The sequence below is a fragment of the Thalassotalea mangrovi genome, assembly GCF_005116735.1.
Classification (GTDB): domain Bacteria; phylum Pseudomonadota; class Gammaproteobacteria; order Enterobacterales; family Alteromonadaceae; genus Thalassotalea_A; species Thalassotalea_A mangrovi.
Genome location: NZ_SWDB01000029.1, coordinates 81,943 through 103,156, shown reverse-complemented (window position 1 = coordinate 103,156; position 21,214 = coordinate 81,943). Strand labels below are relative to the sequence as shown.

The 21,214-nt window shown below is 46.7% G+C and carries 17 protein-coding genes; all 17 read left to right on the top strand.

The features are described from left to right. Positions 1-74 precede the first annotated feature (74 nt). Positions 75-1,445, top strand: coding sequence for an NfeD family protein (locus E8M12_RS12270; protein WP_136736440.1), 1,371 nt, complete (start codon positions 75-77; stop codon positions 1,443-1,445). 4 nt (positions 1,446-1,449) lie between these two features. Beyond that, positions 1,450-2,220 carry a slipin family protein gene (locus E8M12_RS12265; protein WP_136736439.1) on the top strand — a complete coding sequence of 257 codons (771 nt, stop codon included), beginning with the start codon at positions 1,450-1,452 and terminating at the stop codon, positions 2,218-2,220. A gap of 167 nt (positions 2,221-2,387) precedes the next feature. Beyond that, complete coding sequence (locus E8M12_RS12260) at positions 2,388-3,116, top strand: outer membrane lipoprotein-sorting protein (protein ID WP_136736438.1); 729 nt, start codon at positions 2,388-2,390, stop codon at positions 3,114-3,116. Continuing rightward, positions 3,116-4,330, top strand: coding sequence for an ABC transporter permease (locus tag E8M12_RS12255; RefSeq protein WP_246034128.1), 1,215 nt, complete (start codon positions 3,116-3,118; stop codon positions 4,328-4,330). Before E8M12_RS12260 ends, E8M12_RS12255 begins: the two co-directional genes overlap by 1 nt. Continuing rightward, complete coding sequence (locus E8M12_RS12250; protein ID WP_136736436.1) at positions 4,330-5,580, top strand: ABC transporter permease; 1,251 nt, start codon at positions 4,330-4,332, stop codon at positions 5,578-5,580. The genes E8M12_RS12255 and E8M12_RS12250 overlap by 1 nt, the downstream gene beginning before the upstream one ends. A 14-nt stretch (positions 5,581-5,594) precedes the next feature. Continuing rightward, the gene (locus E8M12_RS12245) at positions 5,595-6,281 is read left to right on the top strand and encodes an ABC transporter ATP-binding protein (protein WP_136736435.1); all 687 of its coding nucleotides are present in this window, start codon (positions 5,595-5,597) and stop codon (positions 6,279-6,281) included. Next, positions 6,271-7,539, top strand: coding sequence for a hypothetical protein (locus tag E8M12_RS12240; RefSeq protein WP_136736434.1), 1,269 nt, complete (start codon positions 6,271-6,273; stop codon positions 7,537-7,539). Before E8M12_RS12245 ends, E8M12_RS12240 begins: the two co-directional genes overlap by 11 nt. 208 nt (positions 7,540-7,747) lie before the next feature. Further along, positions 7,748-9,121: an MFS transporter gene (locus E8M12_RS12235; protein ID WP_136736433.1), complete on the top strand. Its 1,374-nt coding sequence runs from the start codon at positions 7,748-7,750 to the stop codon at positions 9,119-9,121. Next, on the top strand, positions 9,108-12,146 hold the full coding sequence (locus tag E8M12_RS12230; RefSeq protein WP_136736432.1) for a gluconokinase, GntK/IdnK-type: 3,039 nt from the start codon (positions 9,108-9,110) through the stop codon (positions 12,144-12,146). Before E8M12_RS12235 ends, E8M12_RS12230 begins: the two co-directional genes overlap by 14 nt. A 2-nt stretch (positions 12,147-12,148) precedes the next feature. Beyond that, positions 12,149-12,991 carry a sugar-binding protein gene (locus E8M12_RS12225; protein ID WP_136736431.1) on the top strand — a complete coding sequence of 281 codons (843 nt, stop codon included), beginning with the start codon at positions 12,149-12,151 and terminating at the stop codon, positions 12,989-12,991. 522 nt (positions 12,992-13,513) lie between these two features. Further along, a complete protein-coding gene (rimP, locus tag E8M12_RS12220) occupies positions 13,514-13,969 on the top strand; it encodes a ribosome maturation factor RimP (RefSeq protein WP_136736430.1) in 456 nt (151 codons plus the stop codon). 30 nt (positions 13,970-13,999) lie between these two features. Next, positions 14,000-15,496 carry a transcription termination factor NusA gene (gene nusA / locus E8M12_RS12215; protein ID WP_136736429.1) on the top strand — a complete coding sequence of 499 codons (1,497 nt, stop codon included), beginning with the start codon at positions 14,000-14,002 and terminating at the stop codon, positions 15,494-15,496. Between the two features lie 24 nt (positions 15,497-15,520). Then, a complete protein-coding gene (infB, locus tag E8M12_RS12210; RefSeq protein WP_136736428.1) occupies positions 15,521-18,172 on the top strand; it encodes a translation initiation factor IF-2 in 2,652 nt (883 codons plus the stop codon). Positions 18,173-18,292: 120 nt separating this feature from the next. Then, positions 18,293-18,709 (top strand): 30S ribosome-binding factor RbfA, encoded by a 417-nt coding sequence (gene rbfA / locus E8M12_RS12205; protein WP_136736427.1) that lies wholly within the window; start codon positions 18,293-18,295, stop codon positions 18,707-18,709. Between the two features lie 5 nt (positions 18,710-18,714). Then, positions 18,715-19,665, top strand: a complete 951-nt coding sequence (gene truB, locus E8M12_RS12200; protein WP_136736426.1) for a tRNA pseudouridine(55) synthase TruB — start codon at positions 18,715-18,717, stop codon at positions 19,663-19,665. A gap of 124 nt (positions 19,666-19,789) precedes the next feature. Continuing rightward, positions 19,790-20,059 (top strand): 30S ribosomal protein S15, encoded by a 270-nt coding sequence (rpsO, locus tag E8M12_RS12195; protein ID WP_136736425.1) that lies wholly within the window; start codon positions 19,790-19,792, stop codon positions 20,057-20,059. Between the two features lie 167 nt (positions 20,060-20,226). Beyond that, entirely contained in the window at positions 20,227-21,141 is a 915-nt protein-coding gene (locus tag E8M12_RS12190; protein WP_136736424.1) for a dienelactone hydrolase family protein, read from the top strand. Positions 21,142-21,214 lie beyond the last annotated feature (73 nt).

The following is a 21,214-nucleotide window of genomic DNA, read 5'->3' as shown; positions in this document are numbered from 1 at the left end:
CTGAAACCTGAAACCTGAAACCTGAACCCTGTGCGTTAACTATACTTATAACGAAAACGCTCTGGGATCTGAAAATGACAGGCAAGTGGTTGATTATCATATGGTTGCTTTTGTTTTCGCCGGCTCATGCCGAACGCGACAATGGAGCAGGCCGCGCAGAACAATCCTCGCCTGAGCAAATTGTTCCGGTGCTTAAGATTCAGGGCGCCATTGGCCCGGCTGTTGGCGACTACCTTGTTGAACAAATTCAAAAGGCAAACCGCAGCAGTAATGTAACCTTTTTGATCATTAGCCTGGATACCCCAGGAGGTCTGGTTTCCAGTCTCAGGGATATAAACCAGAGCATTCTAGATTCCGCGAAACCTGTCGCTTGTCTTGTTTATCCCCAGGGGGCCCGGGCAGCGAGTGCCGGTACCTACATTCTCTATGCCTGTCATTTGGCAGCAATGGCACCGGCAACCACATTAGGTGCCGCAACCCCGGTTAATCTTGGTCCCCAACCTGGTGGTAATGATCAGGACAAACAACAGGATAACAATGCCTCGGCGATGGAAAAGAAAGTACTGAATGATGCCGTGGCATATATACGTTCTCTGGCGCAGTTACGAGGTCGTAATGCTGAATGGGCGGAACTTGCGGTTACCGAGGCTGCAACTCTTACCGCTAAAGAGGCGCTTGAGAAAAACGTGATCAATGCACTGGCGGATTCACCCGAAGATTTACTGGGCAAAATCAAAGAAAATCCGGCGATACTAACCGGACTTGAATTAACGGCGGAAAGTAAATCGCAGTTGCAGCTTAGCCAGTTGCAGGCGGTTGAACCCGATTGGCGACACCAGTTTATCGCTGCAATTACAGATCCGAACGTGGCATATATTTTACTTCTTATTGGTATTTATGGCCTGATCCTTGAGTTTTACTGCCCAGGCATCGGTGTTGCAGGAATTACTGGCGCGATTTCCCTGCTACTGGCCATGTATGCACTGCAAATGTTACCCCTGAGCTATTCCGGATTTGGCTTGTTAATCATTGGCATTGGACTATTGGTAGCCGAAGCCATGGTGCCCAGTTTTGGCGTATTTGGGGTCGGTGGGCTTATTGCCTTCGTGTTAGGTTCGATATTTTTAATCGATACAGAGCAAGTGGAGTTTCAAGTGTCATTACCAATTATCGCCGCCGTTGCATTTGTATCGGTGCTGTTTTTAGTGTTCTGTTTAAGCTTTCTCTGGCGTAAACGCAATGCACCGGTGGTAAGTGGTCAGGAAGAAATGATCGGCGCAGAGGTTGCCGTGATTGACGATTTTGACGACGAAGGTCTGGTGCTATTTAGCGGCGAGCAGTGGCACGCAAAAACCAACACACCGGTTAAAAAAGGCCAGTATGTTGAGATTCTTGCAATCAAGGGGCTGACACTGACCGTCAGTCCGGTGGAAAAAGAAGGTTAATTTTATGGATGCTATTTATTCTAGTGAACAAATATTTACCACGGTAGTGGTGATATTACTAATCGGTATCTTGTATTCGGCGTTTAAAATCTTGCGCGAATACGAGCGCGGTGTGATTTTCTTACTGGGTCGCTTTTACAAGGTCAAAGGCCCGGGGTTGATCATCATTATCCCGTTTATTCAGCAAATGGTTCGAGTGGATCTGCGCACCGTGGTAATGGATGTCCCCAGCCAGGACGTTATCAGTCGCGATAATGTATCGGTGCGGGTCAATGCGGTGCTGTATTGTCGGGTGATTGATCCGCAAAAAGCCATCATTAATGTTGAAGACTATCTGCAGGCAACGTCACAACTGGCACAAACCACCTTGCGCTCAGTACTGGGACAACATGAATTGGATGAAATGCTGGCAAACCGGGAAATGCTTAATACCGATATCCAGGAAATTCTCGATGCCCGCACCGACGGTTGGGGGATAAAAGTCTCAAATGTTGAAATCAAGCATGTTGATTTAAACGAAAGTATGATCCGCGCCATCGCTAAGCAAGCCGAAGCAGAACGAACCAGACGTGCCAAAGTGATTCATGCCTCGGGGGAAATGGAAGCCTCGGATAAACTGGTAAGTGCCGCCGAAAAACTGGCAGCAGAGCCTAACGCGATCTTACTGCGTTATTTGCAAACCCTGACTGAAATTGCAGGTGAGAAAAACTCAACCATTCTGTTTCCCTTACCGATGGACTTACTCAATGGCCTGTTGAATAAAAACAAGCAATAAGCCCGGCGCGTTATCATCTTGATAAGCAAACTCATTGTGATGCCTAAAATGTCACGAAAATAGTTATGGCCGGCGCGCTCTGTGTTTAATGTATGGCGGAACATTGGCCAATGACTCTTTCGTATTGATATAGTAAACTGAATAAAAATCATGGAGATAGCCATACAATGAGAATTGTTTCGTTGATTTTGCTGCTCGTGTTTTGCCGTTCAACATTAGCAAATCCTTCCGGCATTGAATTGCTTAAAAAAGTGGATGAGTTGTATCGCTCCGACACGTCCATCGCGAAGATGAGCATGACCATTAGCACCCCAGACTGGCAGCGAACATTGCAGATGCAGAGCTGGACGCGAGGCATGCAGGATACGTTTATCCGGGTGCTGGCTCCGAAAAAAGATCGTGGTGTGACGACCTTAAAAATTGATCAGGAGATGTGGAATTATTTCCCCAAAATCAACAAGGTCATCAAGGTGCCACCGTCAATGATGATGGGGTCGTGGATGGGCTCTGACTTTACCAATGATGATTTGGTTCGCGAGAGTTCATTGGTTGAGGATTATTTTGTTGATAGTGAAGAGAGTGGCGACGACATTTTGCTGACCCTGACGCCTAAAAAAGACACGGTGAGTGTGTGGGCCAAAATCACCATCTTATTGCAAAGCGATAGCTTATTGCCTCGAGAGCAGGCTTATTTCAATGAAAATGGTGACAAGGTGCGACAGATGACGTTTACCAATATCCAGCAGTTTTCCGGGAAAACCATCCCCGCAACCATGACCATGGTGCCGCTGAATAAGTCCGGACATAAAACCGTTATCGAATATCAGCAGGCTGAATTTGATGTGGATATTGCTGAAGAGGTATTTACTCAGCGCCATATGATGAAGCGTTTTTGATGCTGCTCAAGCTTGCGCTACGCAATATTTTTCGTAACCGGCGACGCAGCCTGTTAACCCTGCTGAGCATGAGCGGCGGTTATTTTTTACTGGCAACGATGCTTTCCATGTCTGAAGGTAGCTACAGCCACATCATCAATCTTTTTACCCAGGACCATACAGGTCATGTACAGGTACATCACTCCGATTATTTATCCCGGCCATCACCGTATAAAACGATCGACAACCTGAGTCTGCTTTTAGAACAAATTAGTCAACAGGATGACGTGACAAGCGCAAGCCCCCGAATTTATGCACCGGCGTTGGCGTTTGCCAACGATAAGACATTTCCGGTACAGGTTATCGGTATTGATCCGCATTTAGAAGCCCGAACCACCTTGTTGGCGCAAAAAGTAACGCAGGGTAGTTGGTTAGAAAATTCTATGACCGGGCAAGGCTTGTTTACGGCGATGATTGGCAGTTCACTGGCTAAAAATTTACATCTGGGTGTTGGTGATGAATTGATCCTGATCTCCCAGGGCATTGATGGCTCCATTGCCAATGATATCTTTTCAATCAGCGCTATTGTCGGCACTGCGGAATCCTATGAGCGCAATAATGTCTATTTGTCACTGCTTGGCGCGAATGAATTTCTGTCAACCAACAATCAGGCTCATGAAATTGCTATTGCATTGGAAAATCAGTCACAGGCGCGCCACTTCGCTGCCAATATTGATTTGCCGCCGGAACTGACTGCTGCACCCTGGCAGAAAATCGAGGAAAGCTTTTATAAAAGCATGCAAGTAGATAAAAAAGGTAATTATATCTCGTTGGCGGTAATCATGTTTTTAGTCTCTATCGGCGTGCTCAATACCGTATTAATGGGGACCATGGAACGAACCCGGGAATTTGGTGTGCTCAAAGCGATCGGCACGCGCTCTGAGCTGGTCTTCATGCTGATTCTGCTTGAATCGGCGTTATTGGCTATTGCCAGCTGTATTGTTGGATTGTTGCTTGCCTTGCTACCAATCACCTACCTTAGCCGTACCGGATTGTTGTTACCGGAACCCATCGACATAGGAGGCGTGCAGTTTCAGGTAATGCTCGGTGAATTTAGTGCCTTTGTCCTGTTGCTACCAGCTATAACGGTGATTGCTTCTACCGTATTGGTCAGCCTGTTTCCTGCCTACCGTGCGGCAACCACGGTGCCTGTACAAGCGATGCAGGCGACCTGATGAATATATACCGGGAATATATGGGACAGCGCATTACCACATCACTGGCATCACGTAGTATTTTCCGTAATAGCCGACGAACTTTGTTGACCATAACCCTGATTGCCTGCTGCCTGGCAGCGCTGATGTTTTCGGATGCCATGACCCGCGGATACATGAAATCCATGGTGGCGATCAGTACCGAAACCTTTCTTGGCGAAGCGCAATTGCATCGAACGGGCTATCGACAAAGTAACGATGTAGATTTATATATGCAAAATCAACCGGCATTAATGCAGCAGTTGCGCAATGATGCGGATATCGACGCCTTCAGCCCACGAATTATTTCCGGGGCCATGGTTTCTTCCTCGCAAAACGTATCTGGCGCTATGGTCTACGGGGTGATGGCGGCAGAGGAAGCCGGGGTTTCTAAACTGAAACAATCAGTCATAGCAGGACAGTACCTGAGCGGCACTAAGCAGGAATTGCTGCTTGGTGCTCAATTAGCGGATATCTTAGAGGTAGATCTTGGCGATCGTATCGTCATTACCTTGTCCCAGGCGGATACAGGGGAGCTTGCACAAGAGTTGTTTCGAGTTTCAGGGATAACTCGTTTTGGCGACCGGTTAATGGATTCAGGCCTGGTTTTTATTAATTATCAGCAGGCACAACGCATACTGGCTGTTACCGGCCCTCACCAAATCGCCCTGCAACTGTCAGACGATGAATTAATTGACAGGCGTAGCGCCGACTTATGGTCGAATTATGCTGGCGATGGCATTGAATTATTAAGCTGGAAAGAGCTATACCCGCAGATCAATAGCATGCTGGAAATGTCAGCATATTCCACCTGGATAGTTTCGATCATTATGTACACCTTGGTAACCCTGGGCTTAGTCAATACCATGTTTATGTCTATTTTTGAACGTCATAATGAGTTTGGCATCCTGTTGGCAATTGGCACGCGTCCGGCCAGATTATTTGCACAGATAATCTATGAAGGATTTTTTATTGGTATCCTGGGGGTATGCTGCGGATTCATACTGGGTTACGGACTGTGCTTGCTTGGTGCACATTTTGGCATTAATTTTGGCGAGGGGTTGGAGTTTTCCAATATCACCTTTAATGAGCCTATTTACCTGATTAATGACCCTATTTCGTTCTTGAAAATAGGTATGGCATTGTTACTGGTGACGATTTTGGCCTGTATCTATCCAGCGTATCATGCGGCGAAACTGCGTCCTTCACTGGCGATGCGCAAGCCCTTGTAAAGGAATTAAGCGTTATGAAACACGTAATAAAAACAATAAACCTGACGCGGCACTTTGGCGAGGGAGCGACTCTGGTCAGGGCTTTGGAAGATGTTAATATTAACGTTGAACGTGGCGAATTTATCGCCATTATTGGTCCTTCAGGCTCCGGCAAAACGACATTGCTGCAGTTGGTTGGCGGCCTGGATAATGCGTCGTCTGGCAATGTTATTCTTGATCAGAAAAATATCAGTGAGATGAGTGGCAGGGAATTATCGGATTTTCGCCGCGATCATATCGGCTTTGTGTTCCAGTCTTATAATCTGATCCCGGTGTTATCTGCCAGGGAAAATATCGAATACATTATGTTATTGCAGGGCATTGGTGCCAAAGAACGTCGCCGCCGGGTGGATAATATTCTCTCTCAGGTCGGACTCAGCGGCATGGCACAGCGGCGGCCAGCACAGTTATCAGGTGGTCAGCAGCAGCGAGTGGCTATCGCCAGGGCAATGGTGTCGAACCCGAGCATTATTCTTGCAGATGAACCCACCGCGAATCTGGATTCTCATACCGGCATGTCATTGATAGAGATGATGAAACGTTTAAACGAACAGGAAAATATGACATTTGTGTTTTCGACCCATGATCCGAAAATCATGGACAGTGCACGGCGAATCATTCGCCTCGAAGACGGCAGGGTTGTGGAAGATTTTGTTAAATAAATCGCCATTCGCCGCATTGTTAATCACACTGAGCTCGCTACCAGTTGGTGCGGCGGATTGGCTGAGCTCTGGCTATCTGAAAAGTTATGGGCTGTTTCAGGATGCGGTTAACTCGTCGCTGTCGAATGACTCCAGTAGTCTGCAATCACAAAATGCATTGCGTCTGATGGGCAACTATTTTGCCGATCAGGCGAATGTTGAGGTGCATTACGAGGTGCTGCCGCTGTATAGTAACCACGACCTTGGCGCGTATAATACCCGCGTGCTCGGGCAAACATTAACCCGGGCTTCTAACTCATACCGATTTAAAGATTTCAGTGCCACCCTGATAGACGGCAGCACTAACGCACTAGTGCTGCAAAACCTTGATCGCCTCAACGTACAGTTTAATCGCGATTGGGGAGACATTACCATTGGTCGCCAGGTCGTCTCGTTTGGCTCCGCTCGGTTTATTAATCCTACCGATATATTTATCCCGTATGCCTTGCAAACCCTGAATCAAGAGTATCGTATTGGCATTGATGCGGTGCGCACGCAAATCGCCGTCGGGGATTTCTCTACCCTTGATCTTGGCCTGATAATTGGTGCTGACGCTAAAAAACAAAACTCAGCGGCGTTTGTCAGGTACCAACAATCCATTGCCGGCAATGATATCGAAGCCATTATTATTCATCTTAATGATGCATCTTTGTATGGCATTGGTCTCGAACGGGCTCTGGGCGATTTTGGTATCTGGTTTGAGTCTGCCTGGCTGGACGCGAGAGGGGATAAGGTAGATATCCATGCACAAGCTGAAGGTGATTCACCAGCAATACAGCCAGAATTTGTCGACAGCTACTGGCGCATGTCTTTGGGGTTTGATTATGCATTAACAGAAAAGCTCTATGTTGCCACTGAATATCATCAAAATGGAGCAGGCAGTGATAACCCTGATGACTATGTAAGCCTGGCACAATCGGCACCGTATCAACGTGGCGGCGTTTACCTGTTTGGTAAACACTACCTGATCCCGTCACTGAGTTACCAGTTCAGTGCGTTAACCGTTTTCAGCGGCAGTGTATTCGCTAACCTCAGCGATCAATCGATCTTCTATCAAATCAAAATGGAACGAAGCTGGAGTGATAATTTATATTCCGACCTCGGTATCTATCTCAGTCAGGGGGATGATATTTATCCTGAGAATGGCGGGATAAAGCTAGGATCTGAATTTGGTGCTTATCCGCCAAGTATATACGCAAGCATTCGTTATTATTTTTAGAGCGTTAAGCGTTAAGCTTTAAGCCGAAAGCTGCAAGTTTCAGTGTTTCGTTTTCACAGCGAGGTTCTATCTTTTTACTAATCGATACTTGTGGCGGCTGTGTCGCATATCTCAACGATTGTGTGTCCCTTACCTAAACCTTTTTCTGGACAGAAGCTTCGAATTCAGGTCAACTAGGTTAAATAATGAACAATAAAAACCTATCCCCATGGATAAATCTTCAGCCGAACCCCTATCGGTAAAAGAATGCGCGGGTTACGCCTGCGGCGATGTCGCCAGTAATCTGTACTGGCGGGTATTCGATGTGTTTTTATTTATTTTTTACACCGATGTGTTTGGTCTTCCTGCCGCCACCGTTGGTACCATGATGCTGGTCACCCGGATTATAGATGCCTTTTCCGACCCATTAATGGGTGCCTTAAGTGACCGCACTCAAACCCGATTTGGTAAATTCAGACCGTATTTGTTGTGGGGGATAATTCCCATGATAGCAGCGGGTGTGCTTACCTTTACCGTGCCGGATGTCGGCGATACGGGCAAGCTTGTCTGGGCATATGGCACGTATATTTTTATGATGCTGGCTTACACTTTTATTAATGTGCCCTATGGCGCATTACTTGGGGTCATTACCTCTGATTCACAACAGCGCACGAAGCTGACCAGTTTCCGTTTTATTGGCGCTTTCACTGGTGGTTCGATTGTCGCTTACTGTACGCCGGAACTGGTGCTCTGGTTTGGTGGCGAAGATGAAAAGGCCGGCTGGCAGTTAACCATGCTCAGTTATGGGCTAGTCAGTGCCATATTGTTTGCATTTTCCTTTTTCAGCACCAAAGAAAGAGTACAGTCTATCAACCCAACACCGGGTTCGGTTAAACAAGACATTGTTGATTTGCTGCATAATAAGCCCTGGCTGGTGTTGTTTTCGCTGGCCTTGATTATCATGATGACCATCACCTTGCGGGGCAGCTCAGGTACCTTTTATTTTAAATACTATGTCGGTAGGGAAGATTTAATTGGTCAGTTTACCTTGCTGTATATGGTGGCGTTAGCGATTGGCGCGGCAATCACACCGATATTGACTCGATTTTTAGATAAGCGTCAGCTTCTGATCCTGCTAATGACCCTGGTGATGATATTTTCCAGCCTGTTTTATCTGGTGCCCAGGGAAAACCTTTTACTTATCTTTACCTTACAATTTTTTATCGGACTATGTCTGGGGCCAAAATCTCCATTGGTGTTTTCCATGTATGCCGATACCGCAGATTTTTCGGAATGGAAATATGGCAGAAGAGCCACAGCTATGATATTTTCAGCGGCAGCATTCTCGCAAAAATTGGGCGGTGCACTTGCCGGTGGTGTAATGGGGTGGTTGTTAGGCTCCCTCGGTTATCAGGCAAATCAACAGCAAAGCGCAGGATCGGAGTTCGCTATTGTCCTGCTAATGAGTCTGTTGCCCGCCGCTTTTGCCATGCTATCGGTACTGGTGATTTACTTTTATCCGTTAACGGCCAGTGCCTTACAATCTATCCAACAGGATTTGACGTTAAAACGAAAGGAACTATTGAATCATGGGTCAAGATAAACACCCTTGCTATCACATAGACAGTGATATGCATCAATTACACTTAACGTCCCCCACACAAAATCCTGGTGCCAGCGGTTATTTGTATAACCCAAGCACCATGTTACAAGTTAATTGTCGCGGCTATGCCAGTGCCGTTGTGATGCAACCTGAACCGAGTCGCTATTCCACCTCGCCAGTGCAGGAAGCAACCACATTTTGGCAGCCGGAAAAACAGTATTTCGCACATCATCCCGGGCGATTTTTTTACATCAAAGACGAAACGAGTAAAGAGTTTTTCTCTTTGCCTTATGAGCCGGTTCGTCAACAGGGAGTATCCTTTAAATTTACCGTTGGTGTTGATCGCATTGAGTGGCAGATTGAACACATGCAGCTTAAATGTCACTTGCAGGTCACACTCGATAGTGAATTGGCGGTGGAAGTCTGGCAGCTGAACATTGAAAATCTCAGTGACCAGGAACGTCAGCTCAGTGTTTACCCGGCATTTAGCATCGGTTACCACTCCTGGATGAACCAGTCGGCGAAGTTTGATCCTGAATTGGGCGCAGTGCTGGCGACTTCAGTACCGCCTTATCAGCAGCTCGGTGAGTATCAGAAAATTAACGCCTTGGCGACCAATTGTTTCATGCTCAGTGATCGTCAGCCACAAAGTTGGACGGCTAACCTTAGTGCCTTTGAAGGTGAAGGCGGGTTGCACAATCCGGATGGTATCAATGCCAGTCAATTGGGCGGAGAAGCGGCCAACTATGAAACACCAATAGCGGTGGTTCAACATCAGGTAGCGTTAAAACCGAAACAACAATATCAGCTTCCGGTGTTATTCGGTCTGGCAAAAGATAAAGCCCAAGTAAAAGATATTAAGCAATTTTATTTTGCCGATGAACAAAGTCTTGAGCGCCAGGTAAGCGTTAATTGCCAGGCGGCGAGATTGAAGGACCTGCCAATTCAAATCGATACTGGCGAGCCGATGTTTGATGAGTTTGTATCCGTTTGGTTGCCCAAACAAGTGGATTATCATCGGCAGTTACAGCGTTTAACCACCGATCCGCAGACTCGCAATTTCTTGCAGGATTTGATCGGGATAAGTTTTCTTAATCAAAAACGCGCCCGAGCGGGTATATTAAAGGCCATTTCTCAACAGGCCGGCAACGGAGCATTGCCAGATGGCATTCTGTTAAATGACGATGCCGAATTAAAATATATCAATCAAGTTCCTCACCAGGATATTAACGTCTGGTTACCAATATGCCTGCAGGCCTATCTTGATGAACACAACGATTATGAATTTCTCACAGAAAACGTCGCTTTTGTTGATAACGATGAGCAGGCAACCGTCGCACAGCACCTGATCCTGGCGATGGATTATCTGATTGGCAATCTTGATCAGCGTAAACTGGCACTTATCGGCCAGGGAGACTGGTGCGATCCAATGAATATGGTGGGTTACAAGGGCAAGGGAATTTCTACCTGGCTCAGCCTGGCCACATCCTGGGCATTGCAAGTCAGTGCCAGGATTTTAGGCGATATTGATAGCCAAAAAGCGGAACACTTTGGCGCTGTTGCAGATGAAATTAATGATGCGGTGAATCAGCATTGCTGGGATGGGCAATGGTATAGCCGTGGTATCACCGATGACGGAAAGGCCTTTGGCGTAAGTAGCGATGCGGAAGGGAAAATCTATTTAAATCCTCAATCATGGTCCTGGCTCGCCGGTGCTGCCGGTGAGCAACAATTTAAAGACTCGCAGGCGGCGATAGAGAGCTATCTCGCTACCCCTTTTGGTAACATGATACTGGCACCGGCATATACACAAATGCGCGAAGATATTGGCCGGTTAACGCAAAAGTTTCCGGGTTGTGCGGAAAATGGCTCAGTGTATAACCATGCCAGTATTTTCCATATATTTGCCCTGTATCAGAAAAATCAGGTGGACGCGGCGTTTAGTGGATTGAAACAAATGCTGGTCAGCGAACACGATGCGCAAACCAGGCAGCAACTAGGCAACTTTATTCCCAATTATTATCGTGGCCTGGTTGAAACCTTGGAGTCCTATAATGGGTGTTCCAGTCAATTGTTACATACCGGCACTGTTGCCTGGTTTTATCGCTGTATCATTGAGGAGCTATTTGGCTTAAAGGGTCACAAAGATGGTCTGTTGGTGCAACCAAAGCTACCAACGGGTTGGGAGAATGTGTCGGTATTGCGCAGGTTCCGAGGCGCGACGATCCGCGTCGATTATCAGCAACGAGTGGGCAATAAACCCAACCAGTTAATATTGGATGGTAAAACCTTATCGTCAAACCTGATCAAGGATTTGCAGCCAGATAACGAATATCATCTGCATATCAACCTTTACCTTGCTGATGAAAATGCCCTGCAGGAGGAGGCAGATAACCCTGTCGTTGCTGATAAATCCGTTGCAGAAGCAGACACCGTTACTGCAAATAAAGCGGAACCGGCAAACTGGTCTGAAAAGCAGGCGTTGGCACTGACCAAGTTCAAACCGATAAACCCGGAACTGCCCAACTTGTTTATCTTGATGGGAGTAAGTGGCTCTGGTAAATCGACCCTGGCGAAGGAATTTGCTGACAGGCATGGCTATAAATATATTGATGCCGATAGTTTTCATACCAGTGAAGCGAAAAAACTGATGGCCGAGGCGATTCCATTAACCGATGAAATACGTATTCCCTGGATTGAGTCGGTGCAAAGTTACCTGCAGTCACAGGCTCGCCGCCAGCGAAATTGTGTTTTGGCATATTCAGGTTTGAGAAAATTACAACGGCAGTCGTTTGAACAGCTACCATTTAATGTCCGCGCGGTATTTTTAAAGGTGGATAAAGCGGTGTTGCAAAAACGATTGGTGCAACGCAAGCAGCACTTTTTCTCGGAAAAACTGTTAGCTAGCCAGTTCCAGGATTTTGAAAAAATCAAATCATCGGAACCGATAGTGGTTATTGATGGCAATCAGTCTTTGGATGCCACGCTCGAGCAAATCAGTTTCGTGATGCACGATGAGGGTTAATTATGGTCAATCGGTTATTGGCGGTGGGATTGCTGGCATCTGCTGCGACGCTGGCTTCGGCCGGTCAGCAGGCTAATCAACAACAGCAAACTGACACAGAGACGCCGTTGCGCTCAAGCATGCAAAAACCACCGGAAATGACCCTGACCGTACCTCGCGCCAATAGCCCCGTCATTATCGACGGGGTTAATGATGAAAAAGCCTGGCAGCAGGGCAACTGGCAACTATTAAATCATGTCTGGGTTGGTGAAAAGCCAACCCGAGAAGATTTTTCCGGCCGCTACAAGCTGGTCTGGCAAACCGATGGTTTGTATCTTCTGGTTGAGCTAATCGACGATGTTTTGTTTGACCAGCATGCGAATCCACTGCATCGTTACTGGGATGATGATTGCCTGGAGATCTTTATTGATGAAGATGGCTCTGGCGGCGAGCATGCTCATAACTTTAATGCCTTTGCCTATCACATTGGCCTGGACAACCAGGTTGCCGATATGGGTCCCAGGGAAAGCCAGGATGAGAATAACTTTATCTTGTTAAATCATCACGTTGAATCCATGTGGAAACGCAGTGTCGAAGAGCCATTCAAGATTACCTGGGAAGTTAAAGTATTAATCTTTGATGACGATTATGATTATCTGGCACCGGAAAAGGTCATGCCAAAAGCCTTGACTGAAGGCAAAAAAATGGGCTTTTTACTCGCCTATTGTGACAATGATGGCAGTAAACAAAGAGAACATTTTATTGGCTCGCATCCCATTGAGCCGGTTAATGGCGATATGAACTTAGGTTACAAAGATGCCAGCGTGTTTGCCGAGATCACGTTGCTGAAGGGAGATACGGAATAATGGTCCATATGTACACATGGACCATTATTCCTGGAACGCAACGAAATTCGTTGCTTCGGGTACGTAACAAAAAGCGTTACTTCGAGTACGCGATTTAAAATCGCTTCGAGTGAAAATAATTAAATATTAATGACCGCCCGGAGCTGATTTATCAGCGTACCCGGAACAAAATCTCTGATTTTGTGTACCCGTTACCTAAGGTGGAAATCGCATAACCTCGTGTCGAATATAGATTTGTTATTGCGATCTTAGCGCGCAACTTATATAATTTGCGCAGCTTTACCGTAAATCGATATCTGACAGTGACTCTAAGCAGGTATAATAACGGGTTTACGGGGCTGAGTCGGCTTGCCGGTTCAGTGACACAAAGGGTTCAGTATAAAGCCCCGTGTAGATTGGGGCTTTTTCGTTTTTGGCGAGTACTCAATTTGAGCCGTTCCTGGAAGGACATTGCAAAAACGATTCAGCTTATGGTGTTTTTTACTGGGCTTTTAGCCCTTTTTTTGTATTTGGAGAAAATGATTGAGTAATTTTGAACAAAAACTAACTGAAATGTTACGTCCTGCCGTAGAAGAAACGGGCAAGGAATTGTTAGGGATTGAATATATCAGTGCCGGTAACCACTCAGTGTTGCGTTTATATATCGATCATAAAGATGGGATTAACGTAGATGATTGTGCTGACGTGAGTCGTCAGGTTAGTGCGATTCTCGATGTAGAAGACCCGATAAGTACCGAATATAACCTGGAAGTATCTTCTCCTGGAGTGGATCGTCCATTATTTGAAAAAGCCCATTACCAGGCGGTGGTAGGCGAAACTGTAGATGTAAAACTTGGTATGCCATTAAATGGTCGTCGCAAGTTCAAAGGCATTCTGGAAGCCGTTGAAGGCGATAACCTGGTGGTTGTTGTAGATGGCGAAGATTTTGAGTTGCCAATTGCCAATGTGGCCAAGGCAAACTTGATTGCCAAGTTTTAGTTGTATGAAGAATAAGAGAGGCTAGTTAGGATGAGTAAGGAAATATTACTGGTTGTCGATGCGGTTTCGAACGAGAAAGCATTACCGCGCGAGAGTATTTTTAAGGCAATGGAAACTGCTTTGGAAACTGCAACGAAGAAAAAATACGAAGGCGATATCGAAGTTCGCGTTAGCATCGACCGTAAGAGCGGTGATTTTGATACTTTCCGTCGCTGGCTGGTTGTAGAAGACAGCGATGAAGGTTTAGAAAACCCTTACGCTGAAATTGGTCTGGCTGCGGCGCAGGTTGAAGATGAAGAAATCCAACTTGGCGACTACGTTGAAGACCAGATTGAATCGATTAAGTTCGATCGTATAACCACGCAAACGGCAAAGCAGGTAATCGTGCAGAAAGTACGTGAAGCTGAACGTGCCAAAGTGGTTGAAGAATATCAGGATCAACTGGGTGAAATCATTACCGGCGTAGTGAAAAAAGCCAATCGTGAAAGCGTGATCCTTGATCTGGGCAACAATGCCGAAGCGGTAATTTTCCGCGACGAAATGTTGCCACGTGAAGTATTTCGTCCAGGTGATCGTATACGTGGCCTGTTGTACGAAATCAAGCCTGAAGCTCGCGGTGCACAATTGTTTGTGAGCCGTGCCAAACCAGAAATGTTAATCGAGCTGTTCCGGGTTGAAGTACCGGAAATCGGCGAAGAGATGCTGGAAATCAAAGGTGCAGCTCGTGATCCGGGTTCGCGCGCAAAAATCGCGGTTAAGTCTAATGACAAGCGTATTGATCCGGTAGGTGCCTGTGTAGGTATGCGTGGTTCACGTGTACAAGCGGTTTCTGGTGAACTGGCTGGTGAGCGTGTCGATATCGTATTATTTGACGATAATCCGGCGCAGTTTGTAATCAATGCCATGGCACCTGCTGAAGTTGCCTCCATCATTGTTGATGAAGATGCCAACTCAATGGATATCGCCGTTGAAGAAGGCAATCTTGCAATGGCAATTGGTAAGAGCGGTCAAAACATTCGCCTGGCAAGTCAACTGACAGGCTGGGAACTGAATGTAATGACCGTTGACGATATGAATGCCAAGCATCAGGCCGAAAATGACAAGGTCATTACCTTGTTTACTGAGAAGCTCGATATCGATGACGACTTTGCCACTATGTTAGTGGAAGAAGGGTTCTCTACATTGGAAGAAATCGCCTATGTTCCGGTAAGCGAATTACTGGAAATTGACGGTTTAGACGAAGATATCGTTGAAGAGTTGCGTGAGCGTGCCAAAGGCGCATTAACTACAGCAGCTCTGGCTACTGAAGAAAGTCTTGAAGGCGCTGAGCCAGCAGAAGACTTACTGAACCTGGAAGGTATGGAACGTCACCTGGCATTTGTACTGGCCAGCCGTGGCGTGATCACTCTGGAAGATTTGGCTGAACAGGGTGTGGATGAAATTTCCGATATCGAAGAGCTAAGTGAAGAAAAAGCGGCTGAATTTATTATGGCTGCCCGCAATATTTGCTGGTTCAACGAAGAATAAGAGCTGGCAAGGAGAAAAGATTAGATGACAGATGTAACCGTAACTCAACTTGCTAAAGATATTGGCACTGAAGAAGCAAAATTGCTGCAACAGTTAGCCGACGCTGGAATTACAAAATCCGCCAGCGACAGCGTGACCGAACAGGAAAAAGAAACCCTGTTAGAGCACTTGAAAAAGCAACACGGTGATACGTCCGGTGGCAAACCGTCACGAATGACGTTAAATCGTAAAACCAAGTCAACGATCACAACCGGTAGCGGTAGCAAGGCGAAACAGGTTCAGGTTGAAGTTCGTAAGAAGCGCACCTATGTAAAAGCCAGCGATTTAGAGCTAAAAGCTCAGGCTGAAGCGGAAGCGAAAGCGAAAGCCGAGGCAGAAGCTAAGGCGCAAGCAGAAGCGGAAGCGCAAGCCAAAGCTGAGGCGGAAGCCAGGGCAAAAGCGGAAGCAGAGGCAAAAGCGAAAGCGGAAGCCAAAGCTAAAGCCGATGCCGAAGCGAAAGCCCGTGCCAAAGCCGCTGCCGAAGCGAAAGCGAAAGAGCCAGTTGTTGAAAAACAAGAAAACGAAGAAGAGAAACGAATTCGTTTAGCTCAGGAAGCGGAAGCGAAAGCGAAGGCCGAAGAAGAAGCGAAAAAAGCAGCAGAAGCGGCCGCGAAATTAGCGGAAGAAAATGAAGCTCGCTGGAAAGAACAGGAAGCGGAACGCAAGCGTCGCGAACAGGAAGTGGTTCATGTAACGTCTTCTCGATATGCTCAGGAAGCTGAAGACAGTGCCGATGCCGAAGAAGAAGGTGGTCGTCGCCGTCGTAAGAAAAAAGGCGCGAAAGAGACACCTGTTAAAAAAGGTGCTAAAGGCAGAGGTCGCAAGGGTACATTAAGTGCGCCGACGTCTTTACAGCATGGTTTCCAGAAACCTGCGAAAGCGGTTGAGCGTGAAATCCGTATTGGCGAAACCATCTCCGTCGCTGAACTTGCCGATAAAATGGCAATCAAAGGTGCTGAAGTGGTTAAAGTCATGTTCAAAATGGGCGCCATGGCGACCATTAACCAGGTCATTGACCAGGAAACGGCACAATTAGTGGTTGAAGAAATGGGTCATAAGGCGGTTCTGGTTAAAGAGAATGCGCTGGAAGAAGCCGTACTGGAAGATCGCGATGGTGAAGGTGATGCTGTCACCCGTGCACCGGTTGTTACCATCATGGGTCACGTTGACCATGGTAAAACATCACTGCTTGATTACATCCGTGAAGCTAAAGTTGCTGCAGGCGAGGCCGGTGGTATTACCCAGCATATTGGTGCTTATCACGTAGAAACGGGTCACGGTATGATCACTTTCCTGGATACTCCAGGTCACGCCGCGTTTACCTCAATGCGTTCTCGTGGTGCGAAAGCAACCGATATCGTAATCATTGTTGTAGCTGCCGATGATGGTGTAATGCCACAGACAATTGAAGCGATTCAGCATGCCCGTGCTGCTGAAGTACCGATTATCATCGCCGTTAACAAAATGGATAAAGAAACCGCCGATCCGGATCGTGTTAAGAATGAATTGTCACAACACGATGTTATCCCGGAAGACTGGGGTGGCGACGTACAGTTTGTTCACGTATCAGCTAAGTCTGGTTTGGGTGTTGACGAACTGCTTGACGCGGTATTGCTACAGTCTGAAGTTCTGGAGCTAACTGCTGTTGTCGATAAGATGGCTAACGGTGTTGTAATCGAGTCAAAACTTGATAAAGGTCGTGGTCCGGTTGCAACGGTACTGGTTCAGGAAGGTACATTGAAGCAAGGCGATATCGTACTGTGCGGTCTGGAGTATGGTCGTGTGCGTGCGATGCGTGATGAACTGGGTCAAGCAATCACTGAAGCTGGTCCGTCAATTCCGGTTGAGATCTTAGGTCTTAGCGGTGTACCACAATCTGGTGACGAGGCGACTGTTGTTAAGGATGAGCGTAAGGCTCGTGAAGTGGCCCTTTACCGTCAGGGTAAATTCCGTGATGTGAAACTGGCCCGTCAACAAAAAGCTAAGCTTGAAAACATGTTTACCGATATGGCCGAAGGCGATATCTCCGAAGTAAACGTGGTACTGAAATCAGACGTTCAAGGTTCACTGGAAGCTATCTCAGATTCACTCGTGAAGCTTTCTACCGATGAAGTAAAAGTGAAAATCGTTGGTTCTGGTGTAGGTGGTATTACCGAAACTGATGCGTCACTTGCCGCAGCGTCTAACGCCATCGTGGTTGGCTTTAACGTACGTGCTGATGCTTCAGCCCGTAAAGTGATTGAAGCAGAGAACCTGGACTTACGTTATTACAGTGTTATCTATCAGCTTATCGATGAAGTTAAGCAAGCCATGAGTGGTTTGTTAGCGCCTGAATTCAAGCAGGAAATCATTGGTATTGCGGACGTACGTGATGTCTTTAAATCGCCGAAGATCGGTGCGATTGCCGGTTGTATGGTTACCGAAGGTATCGTCAAGCGTAGCGCTCCAATCCGCGTTCTACGTGACAACGTGGTAATCTATGAAGGTGAGCTGGAATCACTGCGTCGCTTTAAAGATGACGTACAGGAAGTTCGTAAAGATACCGAATGTGGTATCGGTGTTAAGAACTATAATGACGTTAAAGTGGGTGACCAAATCGAAGTGTTTGAGACGGTTGAAGTTCAGCGTACGCTGTAATTCAGGTCCCACCGTAAACTAAACAAAATAAGATGGGGGCTTACTTAGCTCCCATTTTTTATATGTCATTCTCCGCAAAAAGCGTTTCGGCGTTAAAGCGGAAAAGTAATGGAGATTCTCATGGCAAGAGAATATGCCCGTACTGATCGGGTAGCCCAACAAATTCAAAAAGAAGTTGCGATGATATTGCAACGGGAAATTAAAGATCCTCGGTTGTCGATGATGACCGTTTCGGCAGTGGAAGTAACGCGCGATCTGGCCTACGCCAAAGTGTTTGTGACTTTCTTTGACGATGATCCGGAAAAAATTACAGCAGCGATGAAAGTGCTGGAAGACGCTTCCGGCTACGTCCGTTCGTTATTGGCTAAGCGCCTGCGAGCGCGTATTATGCCGAATCTGAGATTTGAATATGACAAATCCCTGGTTGAAGGTGTGCGGATGAGCAGCCTTGTGGATAAGGCCGTTTCCGAAGATAAACGTCGTGCTGGTGATAATGATCAGAACGATGATGAACAAGCATCAGACAAACAGGATTAATTGCGATGGCAAGACGGAGAAAAGGTCGTCAGGTCGATGGTGTGTTGTTACTCGACAAACCTTATGAAATGTCATCCAACCATGCACTGCAGGCTGCAAAACGTATCTATTTTGCAAATAAAGCCGGTCATACCGGTGCACTAGATCCATTGGCTACCGGTATGTTGCCAATCTGTTTTGGCGAAGCGACCAAATTTTCCCAGTTTTTACTGGATACGGACAAGACTTATATCGTCACCGCAAAACTGGGCATTCGTACGACAACATCTGATGCAGATGGTGAGGTGGTATCGGAAAAGCCAGTCGATGTCAGTGAGGCACAACTAGCCGAAGCGCTGGATTTTTTTCGCGGTACCACAAAGCAGGTACCGTCGATGTATTCGGCATTGAAATATAAAGGGCAGCCTTTGTATAAATATGCCCGGGAAGGTATTGAGGTTGAGCGTGAAGCTCGCGATATCACGGTATTTCGTCTCGATGTCCTGCGTTTTGAAGGCGATGAAGTGGATATGGAAATTCATGTGTCCAAAGGTACCTATATTCGTACCATCGTCGATGATTTAGGTGAGCGTCTCGGTTGCGGTGCCCATGTGAGCATGCTGCGTCGTGTTTCTGTTGGTCAATATCCCCGCGATAAAATGGTGACTCTGGAGCAGCTTGAGCAGTTGTTGGAGCAGGCCAAAGGGCAGGGAGAAAGTCCGGCGAAATATCTTGAGCCATTGCTTTTGCCTATGGATACAGCGGTGGCTGATTTGCCGGTAGCACATGTTGATGAAGAGCTTGCCGTATATCTGCGCCATGGTAATCCGGTAATGGTTCCAGGACTTACCGAGCAAGGTTTGATGCGTATTGTTATCGAACCGGAAAGTAAGTTTATCGGCGTAGGTCAGTTGAATGATGATGGCTTGCTTGCCCCTAAACGTTTAGTGGTTGAGCATCAAACGGATACTGAATAACCGGTCTTTGATACCGAACGGTATAAAATACTTGCACTGGCGGTAGATCTTGTTAGAATACCGCCTCTTTTGTCGGTCAGTCTGAATTAGTGATCGGTCTGACTTAGTTTATTTGGAGTTTATTATGTCGCTAACGGCACAACAAAAAGCTGAAATCGTTAAAGAATATGCACAATCTGAAGGTGATACTGGTTCACCTGAAGTACAAGTTGCTTTATTAACTACACAAATTAATCACCTTCAAGGTCACTTTAAAGAGCACATCCACGATCACCACTCTCGTCGTGGTCTACTTCGCATGGTTAGCCAGCGTCGTAAGCTTCTTGACTACCTTAAAGGTAAAGACGTAGCTCGCTACAGCGACCTAATCAAGCGTTTAGGTTTACGTCGTTAATATCAAGTTCTTTGAACTTGTCGAAAAAGGTCGCATTCGCGGCCTTTTTTTATACCCAAAATCAAGGGGGTCAGAGTTGTTGAAATTTCAACAACACTGACCCCCTTGATTTCTTTTGAATGCAATATTATGTTTTACATCAGATTTTTAAATTTATGGCTGGCACGATGCAAAACAATAATGATAATGCGGTAAACGGCGTTCAACACAAAATCCCTCAGGAAGCCTTTGATTGGTACGATGAATATGCCCATGGCCTGATCGACCGGCGTACCTTTATGCGGCGCTTATCCGGCCTTGCAATCGCCGGTTTAACCATGAATGTGCTGACCAGTGCTTTATTACCAAACTATGCCAAAGCCGAGCAGGTATCGTTTAATGATCCAGATATCAAAGCCAGCTACCAAACATTTTCATCGCCGAAAGGACATGGGGAAGGGCGCGGCTATTTAGTGACACCCACCGAGCTGGAAGGCAAGGCACCCGTGGTGTTAGTTATTCATGAAAATCGTGGTTTAAATCCCTATATCAAAGATGTGGCGAGACGTCTGGCAAAAGCCGGGTTTATTGCCCTGGCACCCGATGCACTGTATCCCCTTGGCGGTTATCCGGGCAATGATGATGAAGGCCGTGGCATGCAACGCTCGATGGACCGGGTTAAAATCGAGCAGGACTTTATCGCCGCTGCAAACTTTTTAAAGCACCATGAGATGAGCAATGGCAAGTTAGGTGCGGTCGGGTTTTGTTTTGGGGGCTATATCGTCAACATGCTCGCCGCAACGATGGGTGAAACACTAAATGCCGGTGTTCCATATTACGGCACTCCAGCCGTTAGAGAATTGCGGAAAAATATCAAGGCTCCATTGCTGATTCAGTTAGCGGAACTCGATACCCGGGTCAATGCGAGCTGGCCGGAGTATGAAGAAGATTTAACCAGCTTTGGCGTGGATTACAGCATGCACATGTACAAAGCGGCCAATCATGGTTTCCATAACGATTCCACATCTCGCTATGATGAAAAGGCGGCAGAGCTGTCCTGGCAGCGCACCCTGGACTTTTTTAACAAGCATTTAAGCGCATAGAATACTGGGGTCAGAGTTTAAGCTTTGCCCCCATTTTCATGATTATCCCGCACTGGTGTTGAAAACGCTCAAG